Annotated in this window: 21 protein-coding genes; 9 read left to right on the top strand and 12 right to left on the bottom strand. The window is 57.3% G+C overall.

The features are described from left to right. Positions 1-95: 95 nt before the first annotated feature. Positions 96-1,442 (top strand): class II 3-deoxy-7-phosphoheptulonate synthase, encoded by a 1,347-nt coding sequence (locus P406_RS11385; RefSeq protein ID WP_003418074.1) that lies wholly within the window; start codon positions 96-98, stop codon positions 1,440-1,442. Positions 1,443-1,469: 27 nt separating this feature from the next. On the opposite strand, the gene P406_RS11380 is transcribed toward P406_RS11385, so the two are convergent. After that, positions 1,470-1,703, bottom strand: coding sequence for a DUF1127 domain-containing protein (locus P406_RS11380; protein ID WP_046236226.1), 234 nt, complete (start codon positions 1,701-1,703; stop codon positions 1,470-1,472). 94 nt (positions 1,704-1,797) lie between these two features. Here P406_RS11380 and P406_RS11375 point away from each other — a divergent pair, with 94 nt between their 5' ends. Then, positions 1,798-2,652, top strand: a complete 855-nt coding sequence (locus P406_RS11375; RefSeq protein ID WP_004411148.1) for a LysR substrate-binding domain-containing protein — start codon at positions 1,798-1,800, stop codon at positions 2,650-2,652. Here P406_RS11375 and P406_RS11370 read toward each other — a convergent pair. Beyond that, the gene (locus P406_RS11370; RefSeq protein ID WP_032703082.1) at positions 2,642-3,388 is read right to left on the bottom strand and encodes a sulfite exporter TauE/SafE family protein; all 747 of its coding nucleotides are present in this window, start codon (positions 3,386-3,388) and stop codon (positions 2,642-2,644) included. The two genes, P406_RS11375 and P406_RS11370, sit on opposite strands and share 11 nt — an antisense overlap. Positions 3,389-3,577: 189 nt before the next feature. Here P406_RS11370 and P406_RS11365 point away from each other — a divergent pair, with 189 nt between their 5' ends. Then, on the top strand, positions 3,578-4,051 hold the full coding sequence (locus P406_RS11365; RefSeq protein WP_046236224.1) for a MarR family winged helix-turn-helix transcriptional regulator: 474 nt from the start codon (positions 3,578-3,580) through the stop codon (positions 4,049-4,051). Between the two features lie 192 nt (positions 4,052-4,243). After that, positions 4,244-4,663, top strand: a complete 420-nt coding sequence (locus P406_RS11360; RefSeq protein ID WP_003342698.1) for an organic hydroperoxide resistance protein — start codon at positions 4,244-4,246, stop codon at positions 4,661-4,663. Positions 4,664-4,764: 101 nt separating this feature from the next. On the opposite strand, the gene P406_RS11355 is transcribed toward P406_RS11360, so the two are convergent. Together P406_RS11355 and earP are read right to left on the bottom strand one after the other, a co-directional pair. After that, positions 4,765-5,334 (bottom strand): elongation factor P, encoded by a 570-nt coding sequence (locus P406_RS11355; RefSeq protein WP_002554550.1) that lies wholly within the window; start codon positions 5,332-5,334, stop codon positions 4,765-4,767. 99 nt (positions 5,335-5,433) lie between these two features. After that, positions 5,434-6,570 (bottom strand): elongation factor P maturation arginine rhamnosyltransferase EarP, encoded by a 1,137-nt coding sequence (gene earP / locus P406_RS11350; protein WP_046236223.1) that lies wholly within the window; start codon positions 6,568-6,570, stop codon positions 5,434-5,436. A 159-nt stretch (positions 6,571-6,729) separates the two neighbouring features. Here earP and P406_RS11345 point away from each other — a divergent pair, with 159 nt between their 5' ends. From P406_RS11345 to P406_RS11335, 3 genes are all read left to right on the top strand, one after another. After that, positions 6,730-7,128, top strand: a complete 399-nt coding sequence (locus P406_RS11345; protein ID WP_046236222.1) for a hypothetical protein — start codon at positions 6,730-6,732, stop codon at positions 7,126-7,128. A 3-nt stretch (positions 7,129-7,131) separates the two neighbouring features. Then, entirely contained in the window at positions 7,132-7,614 is a 483-nt protein-coding gene (locus P406_RS11340; protein WP_003418091.1) for a GreA/GreB family elongation factor, read from the top strand. Between the two features lie 123 nt (positions 7,615-7,737). Then, positions 7,738-7,944 carry a hypothetical protein gene (locus tag P406_RS11335; protein WP_002554553.1) on the top strand — a complete coding sequence of 69 codons (207 nt, stop codon included), beginning with the start codon at positions 7,738-7,740 and terminating at the stop codon, positions 7,942-7,944. A 72-nt stretch (positions 7,945-8,016) separates the two neighbouring features. On the opposite strand, the gene P406_RS11330 is transcribed toward P406_RS11335, so the two are convergent. Beyond that, a complete protein-coding gene (locus tag P406_RS11330; RefSeq protein ID WP_046236221.1) occupies positions 8,017-9,294 on the bottom strand; it encodes an aromatic amino acid transport family protein in 1,278 nt (425 codons plus the stop codon). 364 nt (positions 9,295-9,658) lie between these two features. Here P406_RS11330 and P406_RS11325 point away from each other — a divergent pair, with 364 nt between their 5' ends. Further along, on the top strand, positions 9,659-10,450 hold the full coding sequence (locus P406_RS11325) for a TlpA disulfide reductase family protein (RefSeq protein WP_046236220.1): 792 nt from the start codon (positions 9,659-9,661) through the stop codon (positions 10,448-10,450). Positions 10,451-10,569: 119 nt separating this feature from the next. Next, positions 10,570-11,139, top strand: coding sequence for a TetR/AcrR family transcriptional regulator (locus P406_RS11320; protein WP_032699299.1), 570 nt, complete (start codon positions 10,570-10,572; stop codon positions 11,137-11,139). Positions 11,140-11,242: 103 nt separating this feature from the next. On the opposite strand, the gene P406_RS11315 is transcribed toward P406_RS11320, so the two are convergent. The 7 genes from P406_RS11315 to ihfB all read right to left on the bottom strand — a co-directional run bounded on the left by P406_RS11315 (position 11,243) and on the right by ihfB (position 18,454). Then, positions 11,243-11,605, bottom strand: a complete 363-nt coding sequence (locus tag P406_RS11315) for a ComEA family DNA-binding protein (RefSeq protein WP_003418099.1) — start codon at positions 11,603-11,605, stop codon at positions 11,243-11,245. A gap of 158 nt (positions 11,606-11,763) precedes the next feature. Continuing rightward, entirely contained in the window at positions 11,764-13,758 is a 1,995-nt protein-coding gene (locus P406_RS11310; protein WP_003393786.1) for a polysaccharide biosynthesis protein, read from the bottom strand. Between the two features lie 104 nt (positions 13,759-13,862). Beyond that, positions 13,863-14,873: an MraY family glycosyltransferase gene (locus P406_RS11305; protein WP_046236219.1), complete on the bottom strand. Its 1,011-nt coding sequence runs from the start codon at positions 14,871-14,873 to the stop codon at positions 13,863-13,865. Then, positions 14,866-15,846 carry a UDP-glucose 4-epimerase family protein gene (locus tag P406_RS11300; RefSeq protein WP_046236218.1) on the bottom strand — a complete coding sequence of 327 codons (981 nt, stop codon included), beginning with the start codon at positions 15,844-15,846 and terminating at the stop codon, positions 14,866-14,868. The genes P406_RS11305 and P406_RS11300 overlap by 8 nt, the downstream gene beginning before the upstream one ends. 198 nt (positions 15,847-16,044) lie before the next feature. Continuing rightward, positions 16,045-17,478: an MBL fold metallo-hydrolase gene (locus P406_RS11295; protein ID WP_046236217.1), complete on the bottom strand. Its 1,434-nt coding sequence runs from the start codon at positions 17,476-17,478 to the stop codon at positions 16,045-16,047. A gap of 412 nt (positions 17,479-17,890) precedes the next feature. Further along, positions 17,891-18,133, bottom strand: coding sequence for a lipopolysaccharide assembly protein LapA domain-containing protein (locus tag P406_RS11290; RefSeq protein WP_046236216.1), 243 nt, complete (start codon positions 18,131-18,133; stop codon positions 17,891-17,893). 24 nt (positions 18,134-18,157) lie between these two features. After that, positions 18,158-18,454 (bottom strand): integration host factor subunit beta, encoded by a 297-nt coding sequence (gene ihfB, locus P406_RS11285; RefSeq protein WP_002554561.1) that lies wholly within the window; start codon positions 18,452-18,454, stop codon positions 18,158-18,160. Between the last annotated feature and the right edge of the window lie 158 nt (positions 18,455-18,612).

Raw genomic sequence — 18,612 nt, 5'->3', positions numbered from 1 at the left:
GGCGTGCGGCGCCGCTCCAACGGTCCGCACCAGACTGGCAGAGCAACGGCGAACTGCTAACATGCCGATCCGATTGCACAACTCTAGAGCCAATAATGAGCCAACCCTGGAGCCCCGACAGCTGGCGGGCACTGCCGATTCAGCAGCAACCTCACTACCCTGATGCCGAGCACCTGCACAGGGTTGAACAAACGCTGGCCAGCTACCCGCCGCTGGTGTTCGCCGGCGAAGCACGTGAGTTGCGCCGTCAGTTTGCCGAAGTGACCCAAGGGCGTGCGTTCCTGCTGCAGGGCGGCGACTGCGCGGAAAGCTTCATGGAGTTTTCCGCCGCCAAGATTCGCGATACGTTCAAGGTCCTGCTGCAGATGGCAATCGTGATGACGTTTGCCGCCGGCTGCCCGGTGGTGAAAGTCGGACGCATGGCCGGGCAATTTGCCAAGCCACGCTCGGCCAACGACGAAATCATCGACGGCGTGACGCTCCCGGCGTACCGCGGCGATATCGTCAACGGCATCGGGTTCGACGAGAAGAGCCGTGTACCGGACCCGGAGCGCCTGCTGCAGGCCTATAACCAGTCCACCGCCACCCTGAACCTGCTGCGCGCCTTCGCGCAGGGCGGTTTCGCCGACTTGCATCAGGTCCACAAATGGAACCTGGACTTCATCGCCAACTCGGCGCTCGCCGAAAAATACAGCCAGCTGGCCGGGCGTATCGATGAAACCCTGGCGTTCATGCGCGCCTGCGGCATGGACAGCTCGCCGCAATTGCGCGAAACCAGCTTTTTCACCGCCCACGAAGCGCTGCTGCTCAATTACGAAGAAGCCTTCGTGCGACGCGACAGCCTGACCAACGATTACTACGATTGCTCGGCGCACATGCTGTGGATCGGCGACCGCACCCGTCAGCTGGACGGCGCGCATGTCGAGTTCCTGCGCGGGGTCAACAACCCGATCGGCGTCAAGGTCGGCCCGAGCATGAATACCGACGATCTGATTCGCCTGATCGACATCCTCAACCCGGACAACGACCCGGGCCGCCTTAACCTGATCGCGCGCATGGGCGCCAACAAGGTGGGTGATCACTTGCCGCAGCTGATCCGCGCCGTCGAGCGCGAAGGCCGCAAGGTGCTGTGGAGCTCGGACCCGATGCACGGCAACACGATCAAGGCCAGCAGCGGCTACAAGACCCGCGATTTCGCGCAGATTCTTGGCGAAGTGAAGCAGTTCTTTCAGGTGCATCAAGCCGAGGGCACTTACGCGGGCGGCATCCACATCGAAATGACCGGACAGAACGTCACCGAATGCATCGGTGGTGCCCGCCCGATCACTGAAGACGGCCTTTCGGATCGCTATCACACGCACTGCGACCCGCGCATGAACGCCGATCAGTCACTGGAACTGGCCTTCCTGATTGCCGAGACCCTCAAGCAGGTCAGGCGCTAAACAGGAAAACCCGGAGCAACTGCCCGCTCAATGCTTGAGCGGGTCGTCCCAGAACGGACGCTCTGCTTCCTGCTGAATATCTGCGCGGCTCAAGCCCAGATCCTTCAGTGTTCCGTCACTCATTTGCGCCAGCAAGTGACGCTGGCGGTGCAGCTCCAGCCAACGCTGCAGATGACGCTTCAGCGCTATGAACACCGTGCCCGCCTGCAAATACCCATCAGCTCCTTCCACACCTACGCATTGTTTCTGACCTTTCATCATCTTGCCCTCCTTGTGGGATGACTGAAGTCTCGCTTCGGGCGTAGGATCAATCCAACGAATGTTCGTTATGCCTTCCATCTGGGAGATTGATGTATTGGCCACCTACCCGAGCATTGATACCGAACTGTTGCGCACCTTCGTGGCGATTGCCGATCACGGTGGTTTCACCCGTGCAGGCGAAGCCGTCAACCGCACTCAGTCGGCGGTCAGCATGCAGATGAAGCGTCTGGAAGAAGATGTCGTGCAGCGCCCGCTGTTTCAGCGTGAAGGTCGGGTCCTGAACCTGACTGCCGAGGGCCAGGTATTGCTCGGTTACGCGCGACGAATCCTCAAGCTGCACAGCGAGGTGTTCAACACCTTGCGCGAGCCGCACATGATCGGCGTGGTGAAAATCGGCTCGCCGGACGATTACGTGATGCGCTTCCTGCCCGGCATTCTGGCGCAGTTCGCCCAGGCGTATCCGCTGGTTCAAGTGGAAGTGCATTGCGAGCCATCGGACCTTCTGCTGCAACGTCACGACCTGGATCTGACCATTGTCACGCGCAAGCCTGGCACCGAGATCGGCACACTGCTGCGTCAGGAACGTCTGGTGTGGATGGAGGCCATCGGCTTTGCCCCGCATGAGCAAACGCCTATTCCGCTGGCGATGTTCAACACCCACTGCTTCTGTCGTGACTGGGCGTGCAACGCGCTGGACGGCGTCGGGCGTGATTACCGCATCGCCTACAGCAGCTCAAGCATGGCGGCGATCACTGCAGTGGTCAGCGCGGGCCTGGCAGTCACCGCGCAGTTCCAGAGCCTGGCCACAGCGGATTTGCGTATCCTCGGCGAGGCGGAACAATTGCCACAGCTGCCAACCGCCAGCATCGTCCTGCTACGCAAGTCTGGAAATCCCTCGCCCATCACCGAATGCATGGCCGATTACATCATCGCCGGCTTCAAACCTTGAGCGCGAGAATGACCGCACAAAGCACCAGAAATACGCAGAACATCAGGCGCAGGGTGCGCTCCGGCAACGAATGCGCCAGCTTCACGCCCCAGCTGATGCTGGCCAGGCCGCCGATGGCCAGCGGAATGCCCATCGACCAGTTGACGTGATCGTGCAGCGCATAGGTGACCAGCGTGATGCCGGTGCTCGGTGCTGCCAGGGACAGCGCCAGCCCTTGGGCCACGACCTGAGTCGTGCCGAAGACACTGGTAAGGATCGGCGTCGCCACTACCCCGCCGCCAACGCCAAAAAGACCACCGGTCACGCCGGATCCGACGCCCAGCAGCCATAGCCATTTTTCATGACGCAATCCGCCAGCGGCCTGCTTGCTGCGCCAATACATCTGCGCAACATTGAATACGGTCAGCACCACCAGAAAACCGACGAAGCCCAGGCGCATGCCCTGCGGGTCGACGCGGACCGCCAGCAGTGAGGTCAACCAGGCAAAAATGAAACTGGGGATGATCAACATCAGCGCATTACGCAGCAGAATCCGGTTGCGCTGGTTGTAACGCCACAAAGCGAGCAACACATTGGGCAGGACCATCAACAAGGCGGTCCCTTGAGCGAGTTGCTGATCCAGACCGAACAGCACCCCGAGTGCGGGAATCGCCACAAGACCACCACCGATGCCGAACAACCCTCCCAGGGTGCCCATCGCTGCACCCAGCAACACAAACATCACAATTTCAATCACACTGCGTCCCCACCCGGTCAATCACCAAATGCTACGCAGTCCTGCTCTGGACCGACACCCGATGACGGCGTTTTTTTCGCGCATTACGCACGATGGCAGCGCCTTGAACGCTGCACGAGCGAAATTATCTGGCGCATTAAAGAGTGCAACACTAAGTTAAACTCATCCGACCGAGTTTGAGGACCTGATATGAGTGCCGACGAAAGCCCGACCCGCTCCGCACCTGCCGATTGCGATTCGCTGCTGCTGGATAACCAATTGTGTTTCGCCCTGTATTCCACCTCGTTGATGATGACCAAGGTTTACAAGCCGCTATTGCAGGCGCTCGGGCTGACCTATCCGCAGTATCTGGCGATGATGGTGCTGTGGGAAAGGGACGGGCTCACTGTGGGGGACGTCAGCACTCGCCTGCTCACCGATCCGGGTTCATTGACGCCATTGCTCAAACGCCTCGAAGGCGAGGGCTTCATCAGCCGTACGCGCAGCAAGGAAGACGAGCGGGTGGTGCTGCTCCACCTCACCGCGCAGGGCCGCGAATTGCAGCAGAAGGCCTTGACCGTACCTGGCTGCGTTCTTTCGTCGAGCGGGCTGACCATGGAAAAGCTTCACGACCTGCAAGCCCAGTTGCTGAAGCTGCGCGAGCACCTGCACCATAGCCTCTAGGAAAAGGCGTCACCCCACTCTTGTCATGCCCGGCCACCTTGTGTGAGGTCTGACAGGCCCTCCAGCGACCACCTTCGACCTTTCTTGCAAAATTAGCTTGCGCGCAAACTATCCTTGGACTACCTTTGCCTTGCGATTAGTTAGCGCGCAAGTATTTAGCGCAATCAAACCTTCATTGAACGAGGCAAGATCATGGACACTCTTTACACCGCAGTTGCAACCGCCACCGGCGGCCGTGATGGTCGTGCTGTTTCCGACGACAAGATTCTCGACGTCAAGCTGGCGACCCCGAAAGAACTCGGCGGTGCTGGCGGCGCAGCCACTAACCCTGAGCAGCTGTTCGCTGCCGGTTATTCGGCCTGCTTCATCGGTGCATTGAAGTTCGTGGCCGGTCAGAGCAAACGCAGCATTCCGGCAGACACCTCGATCACCGCCCACGTAGGCATCGGCCAGATCCCGGGCGGTTTCGGTCTGGACATCGACCTGCATGTCAGCCTGCCAGGCCTGGAGCAAGCCGACGCCCAGCAACTGGTCGATGCCGCTCACGTGGTCTGCCCTTACTCCAACGCCACTCGCGGTAACGTTGATGTGCGCCTGCATGTAACAGTCTGAACCCGTCTGGCGTCTGAGTGACGGCTGCCTGGCAAGAATCTCAGGCACAAAAAACCCGCAGCGATGCGGGTTTTTTGCGTAACGGGGTTACAAAACCATGCTTACTTCGCACGGCCTTTGTAGGAACCGCCTTCACGGGTATCGATCTCGATCATGTCGCCGATTTCGATGAAGTCAGCAACACTCAGCTCGGTGCCGTTTTTCAGTTTGGCAGGCTTCATGACCTTGCCCGACGTGTCGCCACGAGCGGAGCCTTCGGTGTAGTCGACCTGACGCACGATAGTGGTCGGCAGCTCTACGGAAACCAGACGGTCTTCGAAGAACACGGCTTCGCAGACGTCGGTCATGCCTTCTTCGACGAAAGGCAGAACGCTTTCGATGTCTTCGGCGTTCAGCTCGTACATGGTGTAGTCAGTGGTGTCCATGAACGTGTAGGTGTCACCGCTGATGAAAGACAGGGTGGCTTCCTTGCGATCCAGGATCACGTCGTCCAGCTTGTCGTCGGCGCTGTAAACGATCTCGGTCTTGTAACCGGTCAGCAGGTTTTTCAGCTTGGTCTTCATGATCGCGCTGTTACGACCGGATTTGGTGAATTCAGCTTTCTGAACCAGCCAAGGATCGTTTTCGAGACGGATCACGGTACCGGGTTTCAGCTCTTTACCAGTTTTCATTGCATATATCCGAATTTGGATGGAATTAACCAAAGGCTCTGTACGAGAAACAACCTGCGCAGGCCTTTTTCGTACAGAGCCTTGTATCAAGGCCGCGTATCATAGCGAACTTACATAAAACTGCACCAGCGCCGTGGCAAGATCAGTCTGTGCGGCTTGTTGCTGGCACCAGTGTTCGGCATGTCGCTCGATCTGCGGCCAGTGTTCTGCCAGCGCAGCCCAGCACTCGCCAAGGTCGCCGCCGACATTCCAGCGCTGCCAGAACTGATTCAACGCCTGCGCGACCGCGGGCGAAAGACCCGCGAGATAGAGCGTTAAAAACGCATCGAGCTTGGGCAGATGCGCGTCGTCTTCCTGCTGGTAGATGTGCCAGAGCATCGGCCGCCCCGCCCACTGCGCACGCACGAACGAGTCCTCGCCGCGCACGATGTTGAAATCGCAGCTCCAGAGCAGTTGGTCGTAAAGCTCCTGACGGATGAACGGCAGGACCTGAACCGTCAGCCCGCCGTTGGCCTGAATGAACCCGGCGCGCAGCGGATCTTCGGTGCCCAGCCAACGCTGCAGGTCGCCGAGGATGCGTCCCTCTGGCACCAGAAGATGCGTCGGCCGACTGTCGCTGGCCAGGGTATCAAGCCAACTGCCGAGCGCGGCATTTTCATAGGCAAATACCGAGATCAGGCGCGCACCGGCCAACGCTTCGATACCCAACCCGCTCAGGAACGCTTGCCTTGCCGCGCTGTTTTGCTGAAACGCCTGGCGCTGCTCGATGAGGTTTTTTTCGCGCAACAGGCCACCCGTAGCTTCGGAAAAACCCGGGAAGAAAAAGAACTTCTTCAAACCGTTCGACTGTGGCGATGGCAGGCCGTGGCAGCCAGACACCCAGTCCTCGGCGCTGAGGTAATCGAGATTCAGCCATAGCGGCCTTGGCGAACGCTGCAGCATCGCTTCGGTGTAGCGCGTCGGCAGGCGGCAGGCGAACGCTTCGATGACCCCATCAGGAATATCGGTGTTCAGCCATTCGGTCGGCCACTGGCAGACGCTCACGCCCTCTTGCCATTGTTGCCGGGCCTGGGGATCGGCTGCGGGGCACAAGCGAACGAAGGCCGACAGATCATCGATCCATAAACGCACCTGCAGGCCATGCTCGGCAACCAGCTGGCGCGCCAGGCGCCAGGTCACGCCCGCATCACCGTAGTTGTCGACTACGCTGCAAAAAATGTCCCACGAGGCTTTCATTCTGGCTCCCTGAGGCTGGATGGCAAAAAACGCTGATTGTCGTTCAGAACGGCACGTTGTCACCAGCCTGATGCTGCCGGACAAACAGGCGGCACAGTTTTCATGCCTGACCATCAGGCATGGCACAATCACATCTGTTGGCCTGCAAGGAGTTCAGCCATGTCATTCCCTACCCGCCGTCGCGACCTGTACGTGTCGTTGAAATTGATCGTGTGCATTGCGCTGGGCATCTGGCTGGGCGCCCTGGCGGTGTTTCTGACCGCCCTGCTCTATTACAAAAGCCTGCCACCGGCTCAGACCCAGGCGCTGGACAATGCCGCCGCACAGTTGACCACCCCGCCCGTGCAGAAGCCCGCCTCCCCGTCCGCGCCGGAGACCGAGATGTTTCGCAAATATGAGCAAAGCCTGCGTGAAAGCGAGGCCCGTCAGGCGCGCGAACAGGCGCAGGAGCAACAACAGCGCACCTTCAACCGCTCGAAGTGTGATTTCTGGATACAGCAGGATCGCACCGCACCGAGCGAGAAAAGCCGTGCCAGCATCGATCAGTACTGCGGATAAACCATGAACAAACAGGATGTACTGCAACGGATCATCGACAAACTGAACATCGATCTGGACATCGCAGAACGAGCGGCGCAGACCGCCTATGAAACGGCTACGCACGAAGAGAACATCGCCGAGAACAAGTACGACACGCTAGGGCTGGAGGCGTCCTATCTGGCCGCTGGCCAGGCACGCCGCGTCGAAGAGATTCGTCAGTCGCTGACGCTTTATCGGAAATGGTCACTCAAGCCATTCGATGAATCGCGAGGCATTCAGACCGGTGATCTGGTGGTCGTCGAGGATGTTGGCGGGCAGACACATTATCTGTTTCTCGGCCCGGATGCTGCCGGCCTGAAGGTCAGTGCAGGCGATCAGCTGGTCACCGTCATTACTGCCAGAGCCCCGCTCGGGCAGAGCCTGCTGGGCAAATTCGAAGACGATGCTGTACAGATTGTCATCAACGGCAGTCGACAATCCTACGAGATCACACAAACGTTGTGACATACCTGGCATCTGCAGGGTTGATCGCATCAAGTTTTTGTGGGTAAGGTGAACCGTCGCCATCACCACCGCAACCGGGGCAACATCAAAGCAAACAAGGACTAAAACCCAAGGAGATTTTTCATGACGAACGTCATCGCATTCCCTGACGCCCATGAACGTGATCGCCTGAAGTCCAGCCAAGATCCGGCGTTGAGATACTTGAACAAGAAAGAACGACAACTGATCGACCAACTGCGTTCGACCAGCCATGCGGGACGGCAGTACGTTTACGACTATGCGAGCATCATGCACTTGTCCAGGCCGTTGTATCCCGAGCCAGTGGACTGATCACGATCGCATGACCTCATCGCAGTCTGCGCCGTTAAATCGGCGCAGACTGCGAGGTTTCGCTTGCTGGCTTCAGCGGATCAGCGAAAAGATCAGTGCTGAAATCGCCACCACACCGGCGGCCACCACAAAGTAGTTGGACCACGCGCCAGCGTATTTACGCATGGCCGGTACCTTGTGGATGGCGTACATCGGCATCAGGAACAGCAAAGCCGAAATCACCGGCCCGCCCAGGGTTTCGATCATGCCCAGGATGCTTGGGTTGAGCGTTGCCACCAGCCAGCACACCACCAGCATGAACGCCGCCGTCATGCGATCCAGCGCCTTGGGTGCAGGACGACGACCCGCCTTCAGAACCAGGCCTTTCAAGCCCTCGCTGGCACCGATGTAGTGGCCGAGAAACGACTTGGAAATGGCCACGAACGCAATCAGCGGTGCGACAAAGGCGATGGTCGGGTTGTTGAAGTGGTTGGCCAGGTAGGACAGGATCGAGATGTTCTGCGCCTTGGCCTCCGCCAGCTGGACAGGCGACAGGGTCAACACGCAACTGAACACGAAGAACAGCACCATCACGACCATCAGACCGTGGGCGCGGGCCAGAATCTGCGAACTGCGCACTTCGGCGTTTTCGCCATACTGACGCTTCTGATCGACGGCAAACGCAGAAATGATCGGTGTGTGGTTGAAAGAGAACACCATCACCGGAATGGCCAGCCACAGCGTGGGTATGAACGCCGATAGCTCAGGGAACGTAGTAGCGGTGCTCAGAATGCCGCCGGTCCAGTGCGGGATGAGGAATATCGCCAGGAACAACAGTGCGACGATGAACGGATAAACCATCAGGCTCATGGCCTTGACGATGAACCGCTCGCCACAACGCACCACGGCCAGCAGCCCCATGATCAGCACAAACGCCAGTGCGGCGCGCGGCGGTGGCGTGATGTGCAGCTGGTGCTCAAGAAAACTGCCCACGGTATTGGTCAGGGCCACGCTGTAGATCAGCAGGATCGGGAAGATGGCGAAGAAATACAGCAAGGTAATCATCGCGCCGGCACTCTTGCCGAAATGCTCTTCGACCACATCGGTAATGTCGGCACCTTCACGCCCTGAGAGCACGAAGCGCGTCAAACCGCGGTGAGCGTAGAACGTCATGGGAAACGCCAGCAGTGCCAGCACCATCAATGGCCAGAAACCACCAATACCCGCGTTGATTGGCAAAAACAGGGTACCCGCACCGATGGCGGTACCGAACAATCCAAGCATCCAGGTGGTGTCATTACGATTCCACGACGCGATGCTCTCGGGAGCTACATCCAGACGTTCTACGACGCCATTAGCCTGATCATTCATCCGGTCGACTCTCCGTGGCCGGTTTATCAAAAAGGGAAACGCATCGAAAAAATCGGCAGTTCAGCGCCCCCCTCGAAAACAGCGGGCGAGATTCTCCGGGATTGACGGCAGAAGTCAAAGGCTTGTAGGACAATAGTTTCTGCAGCGCATGCTGGCATTCGAGCGCACGCCCTTTGTACAAAGGCCTGGAGGACGGTCCACCTCTTGTCGAGGAATTAGTGTTTCAACAGCTTACGGGCTCAATCCAGCCGCCCACACGGCCTAACATCCGGGAACAGTTCTGCATTTTTCCTGGAGGGGCAGCAGCGATATCATGCCGCGCCTGTGCAGTACGCCCGGCAAAAACCCTTCAAGGACCAAAACGATGTTGAGCATCAACGCCGGACCGTTCGCCCTCGCGATATCCCACCTGTTGTTGTTGGGCGCCTTGATAACGGCCACCTGGGTAGAAGCACGGCTTGTCCGGCATACCCTGTCCAGAAAGACTGCGGTATTCGGACTCTTCATTCTGGGTATCGCTACTGCACGTATCGCATTCGTCCTGACCTATTTCCCGCAGTACAGCGACGCCCCCTGGAAGGCACTGGACATCCGTGACGGCGGCTTTCTGGTCTGGCCCGGGGTTATCTGCGCCCTGCTGGGCGGCCTTATCATCGGCTGGCGCCGCCCCGAACAGCGTCGCGCCCTGACATTCGGAATCAGCATCGGACTGGCGATCTGGGTATCAGGCGGTTTTATTCTGGACCATTATCAAAAGGGCAATTCACTGCCTGATACAACCCTTCGGACGCTGACTGGCGAGCCGGTCAGGGTCTCCGACTACCGGGGCAAACCAGTGGTCATCAACCTGTGGGCCACCTGGTGCCCTCCGTGTCGCCGCGAAATGCCAGTGCTGCGCGATATGCAACGGGAACGCGAGGACATTACATTTCTGTTCGTCAATCAGGCCGAAAGCGCCGGAGAAGTCAGCGACTACCTGTCGAAACAGCAATTGGTGCTAAGCAACAGCTTTCTGGATCCGGACGGCGAGTTCGCCCGCCAGGTGGGTTCGGCGGCGCTGCCAACCACTCTCTTCTATTCGCCGGATGGACGCCTGATCGGTAGTCATTTGGGCGAATTGTCCAGCGCCAGCCTCACTCATTATCTGGATAAATAGTCAGGTATTCACCTGCCTGATTGAGATGAAGTTGTCATTGCGAGCGAAAGCCTGCTGCATCGTTTCACCTATCCATGTATAAATGCGCGTACACATTGGCCCTCTCGGAGACTCAGCGCATGCGTTACGCGCTTGATCATAAGGCCCAAACGCACCAACGCATTGTCAAGGAAGCGTCCATGCGCTTCCGTCGTGACGGCATTGGTGCTACGGGCTTGCAACCTTTGATGAAGGCACTTGGCTTGACCCATGGCGGGTTCTACGCGCATTTCAAATCCAAGGATGATCTTGTTGAACAGGCATTGAGTCACGCCCTCGACAATGTAAAGGGAATCACCAGCGACGTTTTCGCCAGGCAGGACTCGCTTAGTGAATTCATTGATCTCTATCTATCAATAGCCAGTCGCGATGCGGAAGACGGCGGGTGCCCGTTACCGACCATGTGCCTGGAACTGGGCCAGCGAGATCAGCCCAGCATGACGACGGATAAAATCATCCTTCACCTGCTGGAGCAGTTCGACAAGCCCCTGGCGGAGAATGGACTGGAGTCCAAGAGCCTGCCGGTGCTGTCCGCACTGGTAGGTGGTCTGGCACTCGCCCGCAGCGCTTTTGACGAGGAGCTGTCGCAGCGCATTCTGGACACGACCCGCGAATATCTCAAAAAGGAGATAAAAAAGAGCACCAACTGACCCTCTGGAACAGATACTTTCTCAGTGAGCTTTCCTGGTGAGAGTTTATAAACACACAGGCCGATCATTGATCGGCCTGTGTGTTTACCGGATGAAACGCTGATCAGTCGATTGCAAGCTTTTCGCGATTCCTCTCCAGGATGGCCTTGCCGATCCCCTTTACTTCGATCAGTTCATCAATCGATGTGAACTCGCCGTTGGCTTCCCGGTAAGCAACAATGGCATCGGCCTTGTTCTTGCCGATCCCCGCCAGTTCTTTCTGAAGTGTCTGCGCATCGGCAGTATTGAGATTGACCCTGTCCTTGCGTTGCTCATGCGCCATAGCGGGCGCTGTGTCTTCCATCATCGGCGAATGGGACATCGCGGGCTCTGCCATGGCGGGCTGAGACGCAGGCGCGGCGTTGACCGCAACCGAGGCACTGGTGAGCAAGGCAAAGATCAAGGCACTGAAGATAGGGGTTCGCATAGATAAAGCTCCATAGCAGTTCAAGGCAGCATTCACATGCTGTGCCTGAAACTTAGATCAGCGTCCCCTTCTGGAAAAGAAGTCGAGCGTTGCTGCCTGTTGCCAGATTGTTCAACGTATTTCCGCCTCTGCCCGATGCCCCGGCAGTACTCATGAAATCACGTTTCGCCGCTGCGCTCCTGATACATCCAGTCAACGATTTCACCCTCTGGCGTATAGCCATTTACCGTTTCGCGCAGCAACTGACGCACGCTGGTGTAATCGTCGCGGTCGACCGCATCCAGCAGTTTTGTCAGGCGGCCTTTCAATACATCCCACGGCAGGCAATCTTCGTTTGCACTCATGATCATCGGGTGCTCGGTGGCAACCACGTTGTCGCCGATCAACAGCTCTTCATAGAGTTTTTCCCCAGGACGCAGCCCGGTGAACTCGATAGAGATATCACCGTGTGGGTTCTTCTCAGAGCGAATGGCCAGTCCGGACAGATGGATCATCTTCTCGGCCAGTTCGACGATCTTGACCGGCTCACCCATATCGAGAACGAAGACATCGCCGCCATGCCCCATGGAGCCCGCCTGAATGACCAACTGAGCGGCTTCGGGGATGGTCATGAAATAGCGGGTGATCTTCGGATGCGTCACCGTCAGCGGCCCGCCTGACTGGATCTGCTTGTGGAACAGCGGGATCACCGAACCGGAAGAGCCAAGCACGTTGCCAAAGCGAACCATGGTAAAGCGGGTCTTGTTGACCTGATAGACGTTAGCCTTGTCACCGAAGATCACTGGCGCGGTTTCGCGGCTCAGTGCCTGCAATATCAGTTCGGCAAGGCGCTTGGTGCTGCCCATCACGTTGGTCGGGCGGACCGCCTTGTCGGTAGAGATCAGGACAAAGTTGGACACCCCTGCCTGCAACGCCGCCTGGGCGGTATTGAGCGTACCCACGACATTGTTGATCACGCCTTCGGCAATATTGTGCTCGACCATTGGCACATGCTTGTAGGCCGCAGCGTGATAGACCGTGTCGACCTTCCAGGTTTTCATGATCGACAGCAGCTTGGGGTGATTGCGTACCGAACCGAGTATGGGCAGCAATTTCACCGAGAGTGACTCGCGCGCCGAGCGCTGTTCAAGCTCGGAAAGGATGCTGTAGAGATTGAACTCGCTATGGTCCAGCAACAGTAATTGGGTAGGTTGCAGCAGCAGTATCTGTCGGCACAGCTCGGAACCGATCGAGCCGCCAGCGCCGGTCACCAGCACCGTCTTGCCCTTGATGCAGTGCTCGAGCAGGTTATCGCGAGCCGGGACTGCATCGCGTCCCAGAAGGTCTGCGATGTCGACTTCCTGAAGGTCATCGACCTTGACCCTGCCAGCGGCCAGATCCATGAAGCCCGGAACGCTTCGTACGTGCAGCGGAAAGCCCTCCAGAAAACCGAGGATTTCCCGACGACGCCCACGCGACGATGACGGGATTGCCAGGAGGATTTCCTGAGCCCCCGTGGAATCGATCATTCGCTGGATGTTTCGCGGCTTGTAGACCTGAAGACCGGAAATGACCCGGTTGGAAATCGACTCATCATCATCGATGAATGCCACCGGATGCATCAGACGGCCCATGCGCAATGCGGCGACTAACTGGTTGCCCGCTGCACCGGCGCCGTAAATGGCAACCTTCTGCAAACCGTTGTCGCTCTTGGCGAAAGGCACGTGCTGCGCCGCAGCGAACCAGTCGCCGAGAAAATACTGCCGCATGGCCAGGCGCAGACCGCCGATCATGACCATGCTCAACCACCAGTAGTTGAAGATCACCGAACGCGGTACCAATTGCTGGTGGTTACTGTAAACGTAGACCATGCACCCAAGGATCAATGACGACATCGTCACGGCCTTGATGATGGCAATCAGCGCGTCATTGCCGAAGTAGCGCATCACTGCGCGATACATGCCGAAACGGATGAACAGCGGGATAGCCGCAACGGGCGCACTGATGAACAGCCACGTGTGCTTCTCGAGAGGATTGATCAGCTCATCGATACCCAGTCGTACGACAAACGCCATCCACAGAGCCAGCCAGACCAGGAAGACGTCGGTAGCAACCTGAATTATTCGTTTTTTGCGGCGTGGTAGAGCCAGTAATCTGGTCCGCAACCTGCTCATCAATTTTTTTATGCTCCGTTATGCTACCGGTTGCAACATGACCTGAAATCGGTACCTGTGAAACAGCTACGTGTCTGAGACAACCAGAAAAACACTTCGTTACCTTATTCTGCCTTGCCGGCGCGGAACCTCAACGCCAGCAAGAGCAGCGGGCAGTAAGCAATGACCGCCCATATAAGCCCTTCTCCATCGCCCAGCGCAACCCATAGTGCAATGGGCAGCAACCAGACAAGATTGATCAACCCCACCGCAAGCGTAACCGGCACATGCCTGCCGTAATGACGCGAAGCAAACTGATACGCATGGCTGCGATGTGCCTCGTAGAGCCTTTCCTTGCGTAACAGGCGTCGCACGAGGGTAACGGTCGCATCGACGATAAACACTCCCAGCAGAATCAACCAGGACCAGAATAACTGAGGCGAGGCCCAGGAACCCTGAATGGATAGCACACCGAGCACTATGCCGAGGAAACCACTGCCCGCATCGCCCATGAATATCTTCGCCGGAGGGAAGTTCCAGTAGAGGAAACCCGCTGCGGCAGCGCCCAGCATGAGTACCTCCCAGGACAGCCCGGCGTGGCCGCCCAGCGCATAGATAATGCTCATGCCCAGGCATACCGTGACCGCCTCGATACCGGCAATGCCGTCTATTCCGTCCATGAAGTTGTAGAGGTTCAGCATCCACACCAGATAGAACGCCGCGAGCACCTGCCAGAGCAGCCCCAGGTCGACACTCCAGCCCATGACGTCGAGCGGGGCAAGCCCGTCCAGCCAGAACAAGGCCCAGGCAGCCGCAGCAAAATGCCCCAGCAGACGCCATCGTGCGGCGACATGCCCGTGATCGTCCATGAAACCGATCACCGCCACCAAGCCTCCCGAACCGACGATGGCGACAAGCGCGGAGGAAGGCAGATAACCGGCCCACCCCAGCACAGCCATCGCCATGATGAAAGTAATGACGATGGCAACGCCGCCGCCTCTGGGCGTGGGTATGGAATGCGAACTTCGGGCGTTTGGAATGTCGATCAGACTTTTGGCGAGCGCATACTTGCGCAGCAACGCCGTTAGAATCAGAGACAGGAAGGCAATAGCGATTACCGACAGCCACTCAATCATGCTTGTCGTGTTCCAGATAGTATCGAGCGGTGTCCTGCATGGCGTGTTCAATACTCACAGGTGGATGCCAATCCAGCATCGTACAGGTTTTACTGATATCGACCTGCAGCGAGTTGCACAGCCGTTGTGAAAAAGCTTTCTTGCCCAACAGTGCTGCAGCCGCTTTCAGCAGTGCGGCCGGCACCGGCAGCAGCCGGGCAGGTTTGCCCAGGGCCTTGCCCATTTCGCGCAGCAGCCTGGACGTCGACAGATCATCCCCGTCACTGACCAGAAACGTCTGGTCAGCCGCAGCGGGATGATCGACACAGACCGTCACCAGATCTGCCAGGTTATCCACCGCCACCAGGCTTCTACAATTATCGATGGCCCCGAGCGGCAACGGCAGCCCTTTGTCCAGCCAGCGCATCATGCTTCTGAAGTTGGCCTTGACCCCCGGACCATAGACCAGCACCGGCCGAATGATCACCACCTGCATACCGGTGCGGGCAGACAACTCACGCAAGCCCTCTTCCGCCCTGTGCTTTGAAACACCATAGGCATCCAGCGGATTGCATGGGTCGCTGGCAGTGAATGGCGCACCCGCAAGCGTAGACTCGCCATTGGCCTTGATGGAACTGATAAAAATGAAGCGTCTGACGCCTGCTGCTGCGGCCTGCTCGGCCAGATTCAGCGTCGCGGTGACATTGGCGCGGAAGTATTCCTGATCCGGCGCTTCAGCGGTCTCGTTCAGTACATGAACCCGGGCAGCACAATGAATCACCACGTGCGCGCCAGCTACAAAACTTGCCCATTGATTGTCTGGCGCCAATGATTGCGCACTGACAACATCGACGCGCGGACTGGAAGCGACATAAGCGCCCCGGACTGCAACCCTAACAGAACAGCCTGTGCGCTCGATCAGCCGACGAACCACGGCACTGCCCACGAAACCTGTCGCACCTGTTATTGCAACCAATGCAACATCACCGCTCATGCAAACACGCCCTTCCAAATCGGCCAAATATTGCTCAAGTAACGCCTTTTGACAACTGAAATATGTTCAATCCATTTTATAACTTTCAAGATGACGCTCAACGTGTACCAAGGTCAATGCACAATCATCATGTCCTGGCACTCACTTGCAAGAATTCGATTACCACGCCAGCTGACAACTAACGTGTTCATCGTGCCTTCAAGGGATGAGCAGTTCCAATGGGCGCTTTTCGAGCGAGTACTTACGACTCAGAATATTACCCAGCACTTTTTTCGCAGCCGTTTCGCCATGCACCAGCCGAATCTGCGTCGGCCAATCTTTCATCTCCGTGACGAACTCGACCAATTCGACCTGATCGGCGTGAGCAGAATAGCCTTTTGCGGTGTGGACACCGGCTTTTATATCAAAGCGCTTGCGGTCCAGCTCAACATAGCCACCCGATGGGCCATGCAACTGAATGGCCTCGCCCGGTGTTCCCTTGCCCTGATAGCCGACAAATACCACGTTATGTCGTGTGTCGCCGAGCATGGCTTTCAGATAGTTGACGATTCTGCCTCCGGCACACATGCCGTTACCGGCAATCACGATGGCCGGACGCGCCGTGCTGGCCAGATAATTGACCGTGCGCAGGTGCTCCTCATGAGTGTCGACGGTAACCAGCTGTTCGAAGCCCAACGGCTTTCTGCCGATGTCGAGCCTCAGCCGGGCGTCCTCATCCCAATAATCTTCGAACGACTGATAGACCTTGGTAAAACGACTCGCCAGAGGCGAATCAAGGATGATCGGCAACCTCGACCAGTCCGGGTCACCCTCACTCGGATGCCCGCTGTTTCCCGCACAGTGAGTCGACGGTACCTTGCGTCGCAGTATGTCTTCCAGTTCGTAGAGCAATTCCTGGGTTCGGCCGATGCTGAACGCCGGTATCAGCACGGTGCCGTTATCCTCCAGCGCCTTGTCTATGATGCGCTCAAGCCCTTGCTGACGAACGTTGCGATCTTCGTGAACACGATTGCCATAGGTGCTTTCCAGCACCAACACATCCGCGCGCTCGGGCGGCTTCGGCGCAGGTAGAAACGGTGTATGACTCGCCCCCAGATCACCGGAAAACACCACCCGCACAGAACGCTCCCGGTCAGGATATTGAAGATCGCATTCTATATAGGCTGACCCCAATATGTGTCCGGCGCGCTGCAAACGGACCCGGCAATGCACGGATTCGTTGTCGACCAGGCTGAACCAGTCATTGAATGGCAGAGCGATGATTCTCTTGTTGATGACGTCCAGGTAGCGCGCGACTTGCCCGGGGTCGTGTGCAAATTCAATTTTCAGGAGATCTTCCATGACCAGTGGCAACAGATGAGCACTGGGCTCACTGCACAGTATCGGCCCCTTGTAACCGGATGCCAGCAACTCGGGAATACGCCCGACATGGTCATTGTGTACGTGGCTGATCAACAGCGCCCTGATAGTCTGCGGATCGAATCCGAATGACGCGGTCCCGGATTGCCTGCCGCGCTCCTGTACCGACCCACAGTCAATCAACAGGCTGCTCGATGCGTCCATGTGCAGTTGGTGACACGAGCCCGTCACTGTATCGACAGCGCCGTGATGAATGATTTGCGGATAAGACATACAGTCACCTTTTCTCGCCAGCCTGCTCTGAATATGCGGGACATCCGGCATCAGGTCTGGACATTAAGTTTCGGCGCATTCTGCACTCGAACGATTCATTTTCAAGCCTTGACACAAGGCTGTCAGAGCAGCAGTAATCGACGCTGAAAATGAATATAACCCGCACCCCCTTTAAAATGGGTATACGAATTAAAAAATCGAATATTCCTACGCGATGAAGTAACTAGTCGTCATGTAAGCCAAGAATAAACCGACAGAATTATAAGGCTCTTTTTTCGACAAAACCGTTTGAAGACACAATGAAGCGCGCCAGGTCAGCAGCAGCGCATGCTGCTTCGTGAACAGAAGGGAGTAAAAGACGCGCGACATCGTGTCGCCAGATCGATCTCCGACGACGCTTGATCAGCGCTGCTCAGACAGAGCGAGGGGAAGGTACGCGCTTTTTACGAAGGCTGGCTATCCATGCCAGTATCGGGCCGATGATCATGCCCACGAGCAACGCAAGGACAACAGGCAATGCCAGCGGAAGCTGAGGCGCCGACCAACCGAAAAACGTCACGGCAACAGACTGCCGGTTCTCAAGCACAAACACGGTTGTTGCCAAAACAACGAGCAACACGGTGACGATCAAAATGACTCGTTTGAAGATACGCATCTGGTGATCCTGTGGTGAATGGCTTTAAAAGCCCTCTTCTTCATCCTCGTTGACCCGATCCCGCAGTTCCTTGCCCGGCTTGAAATGCGGGACAAACTTGCCATCGAGACTGACCGACTGACCGGTCTTCGGGTTGCGCCCAACCCGCGGTGCGCGGTAATGCAGCGAAAAGCTGCCAAAGCCCCGAATCTCGATTCGGTCTCCGGTTGCCAGGCACTGGGACATTTGTTCAAGCATGGTCTTGATGGCCAGCTCGACATCCTTGGATGAGAGCAGCCCTTGATGGGTGACAATTCGTTCGATCAACTCCGACTTCGTCATATTTTTCCCTTCTTTTTCAAGCAGCTAGATCAGCGCTTGGAAGGTTTTAGCATGACCGGATGAATTTGAACAGCCCATCTATTGACTTATGTTCAACACCGTCTAACCAGGCATGAACAGATTACAGCGACATGACAGGAGGGAGGTAGAGGAAGAGA

This window comes from Pseudomonas syringae pv. coryli str. NCPPB 4273 (genome assembly GCF_000972175.1).
Taxonomy (GTDB): domain Bacteria; phylum Pseudomonadota; class Gammaproteobacteria; order Pseudomonadales; family Pseudomonadaceae; genus Aquipseudomonas; species Aquipseudomonas syringae.
Note: the sequence above shows the minus strand (reverse complement) of the source record. Positions and strands in the feature narration are given on the sequence as shown.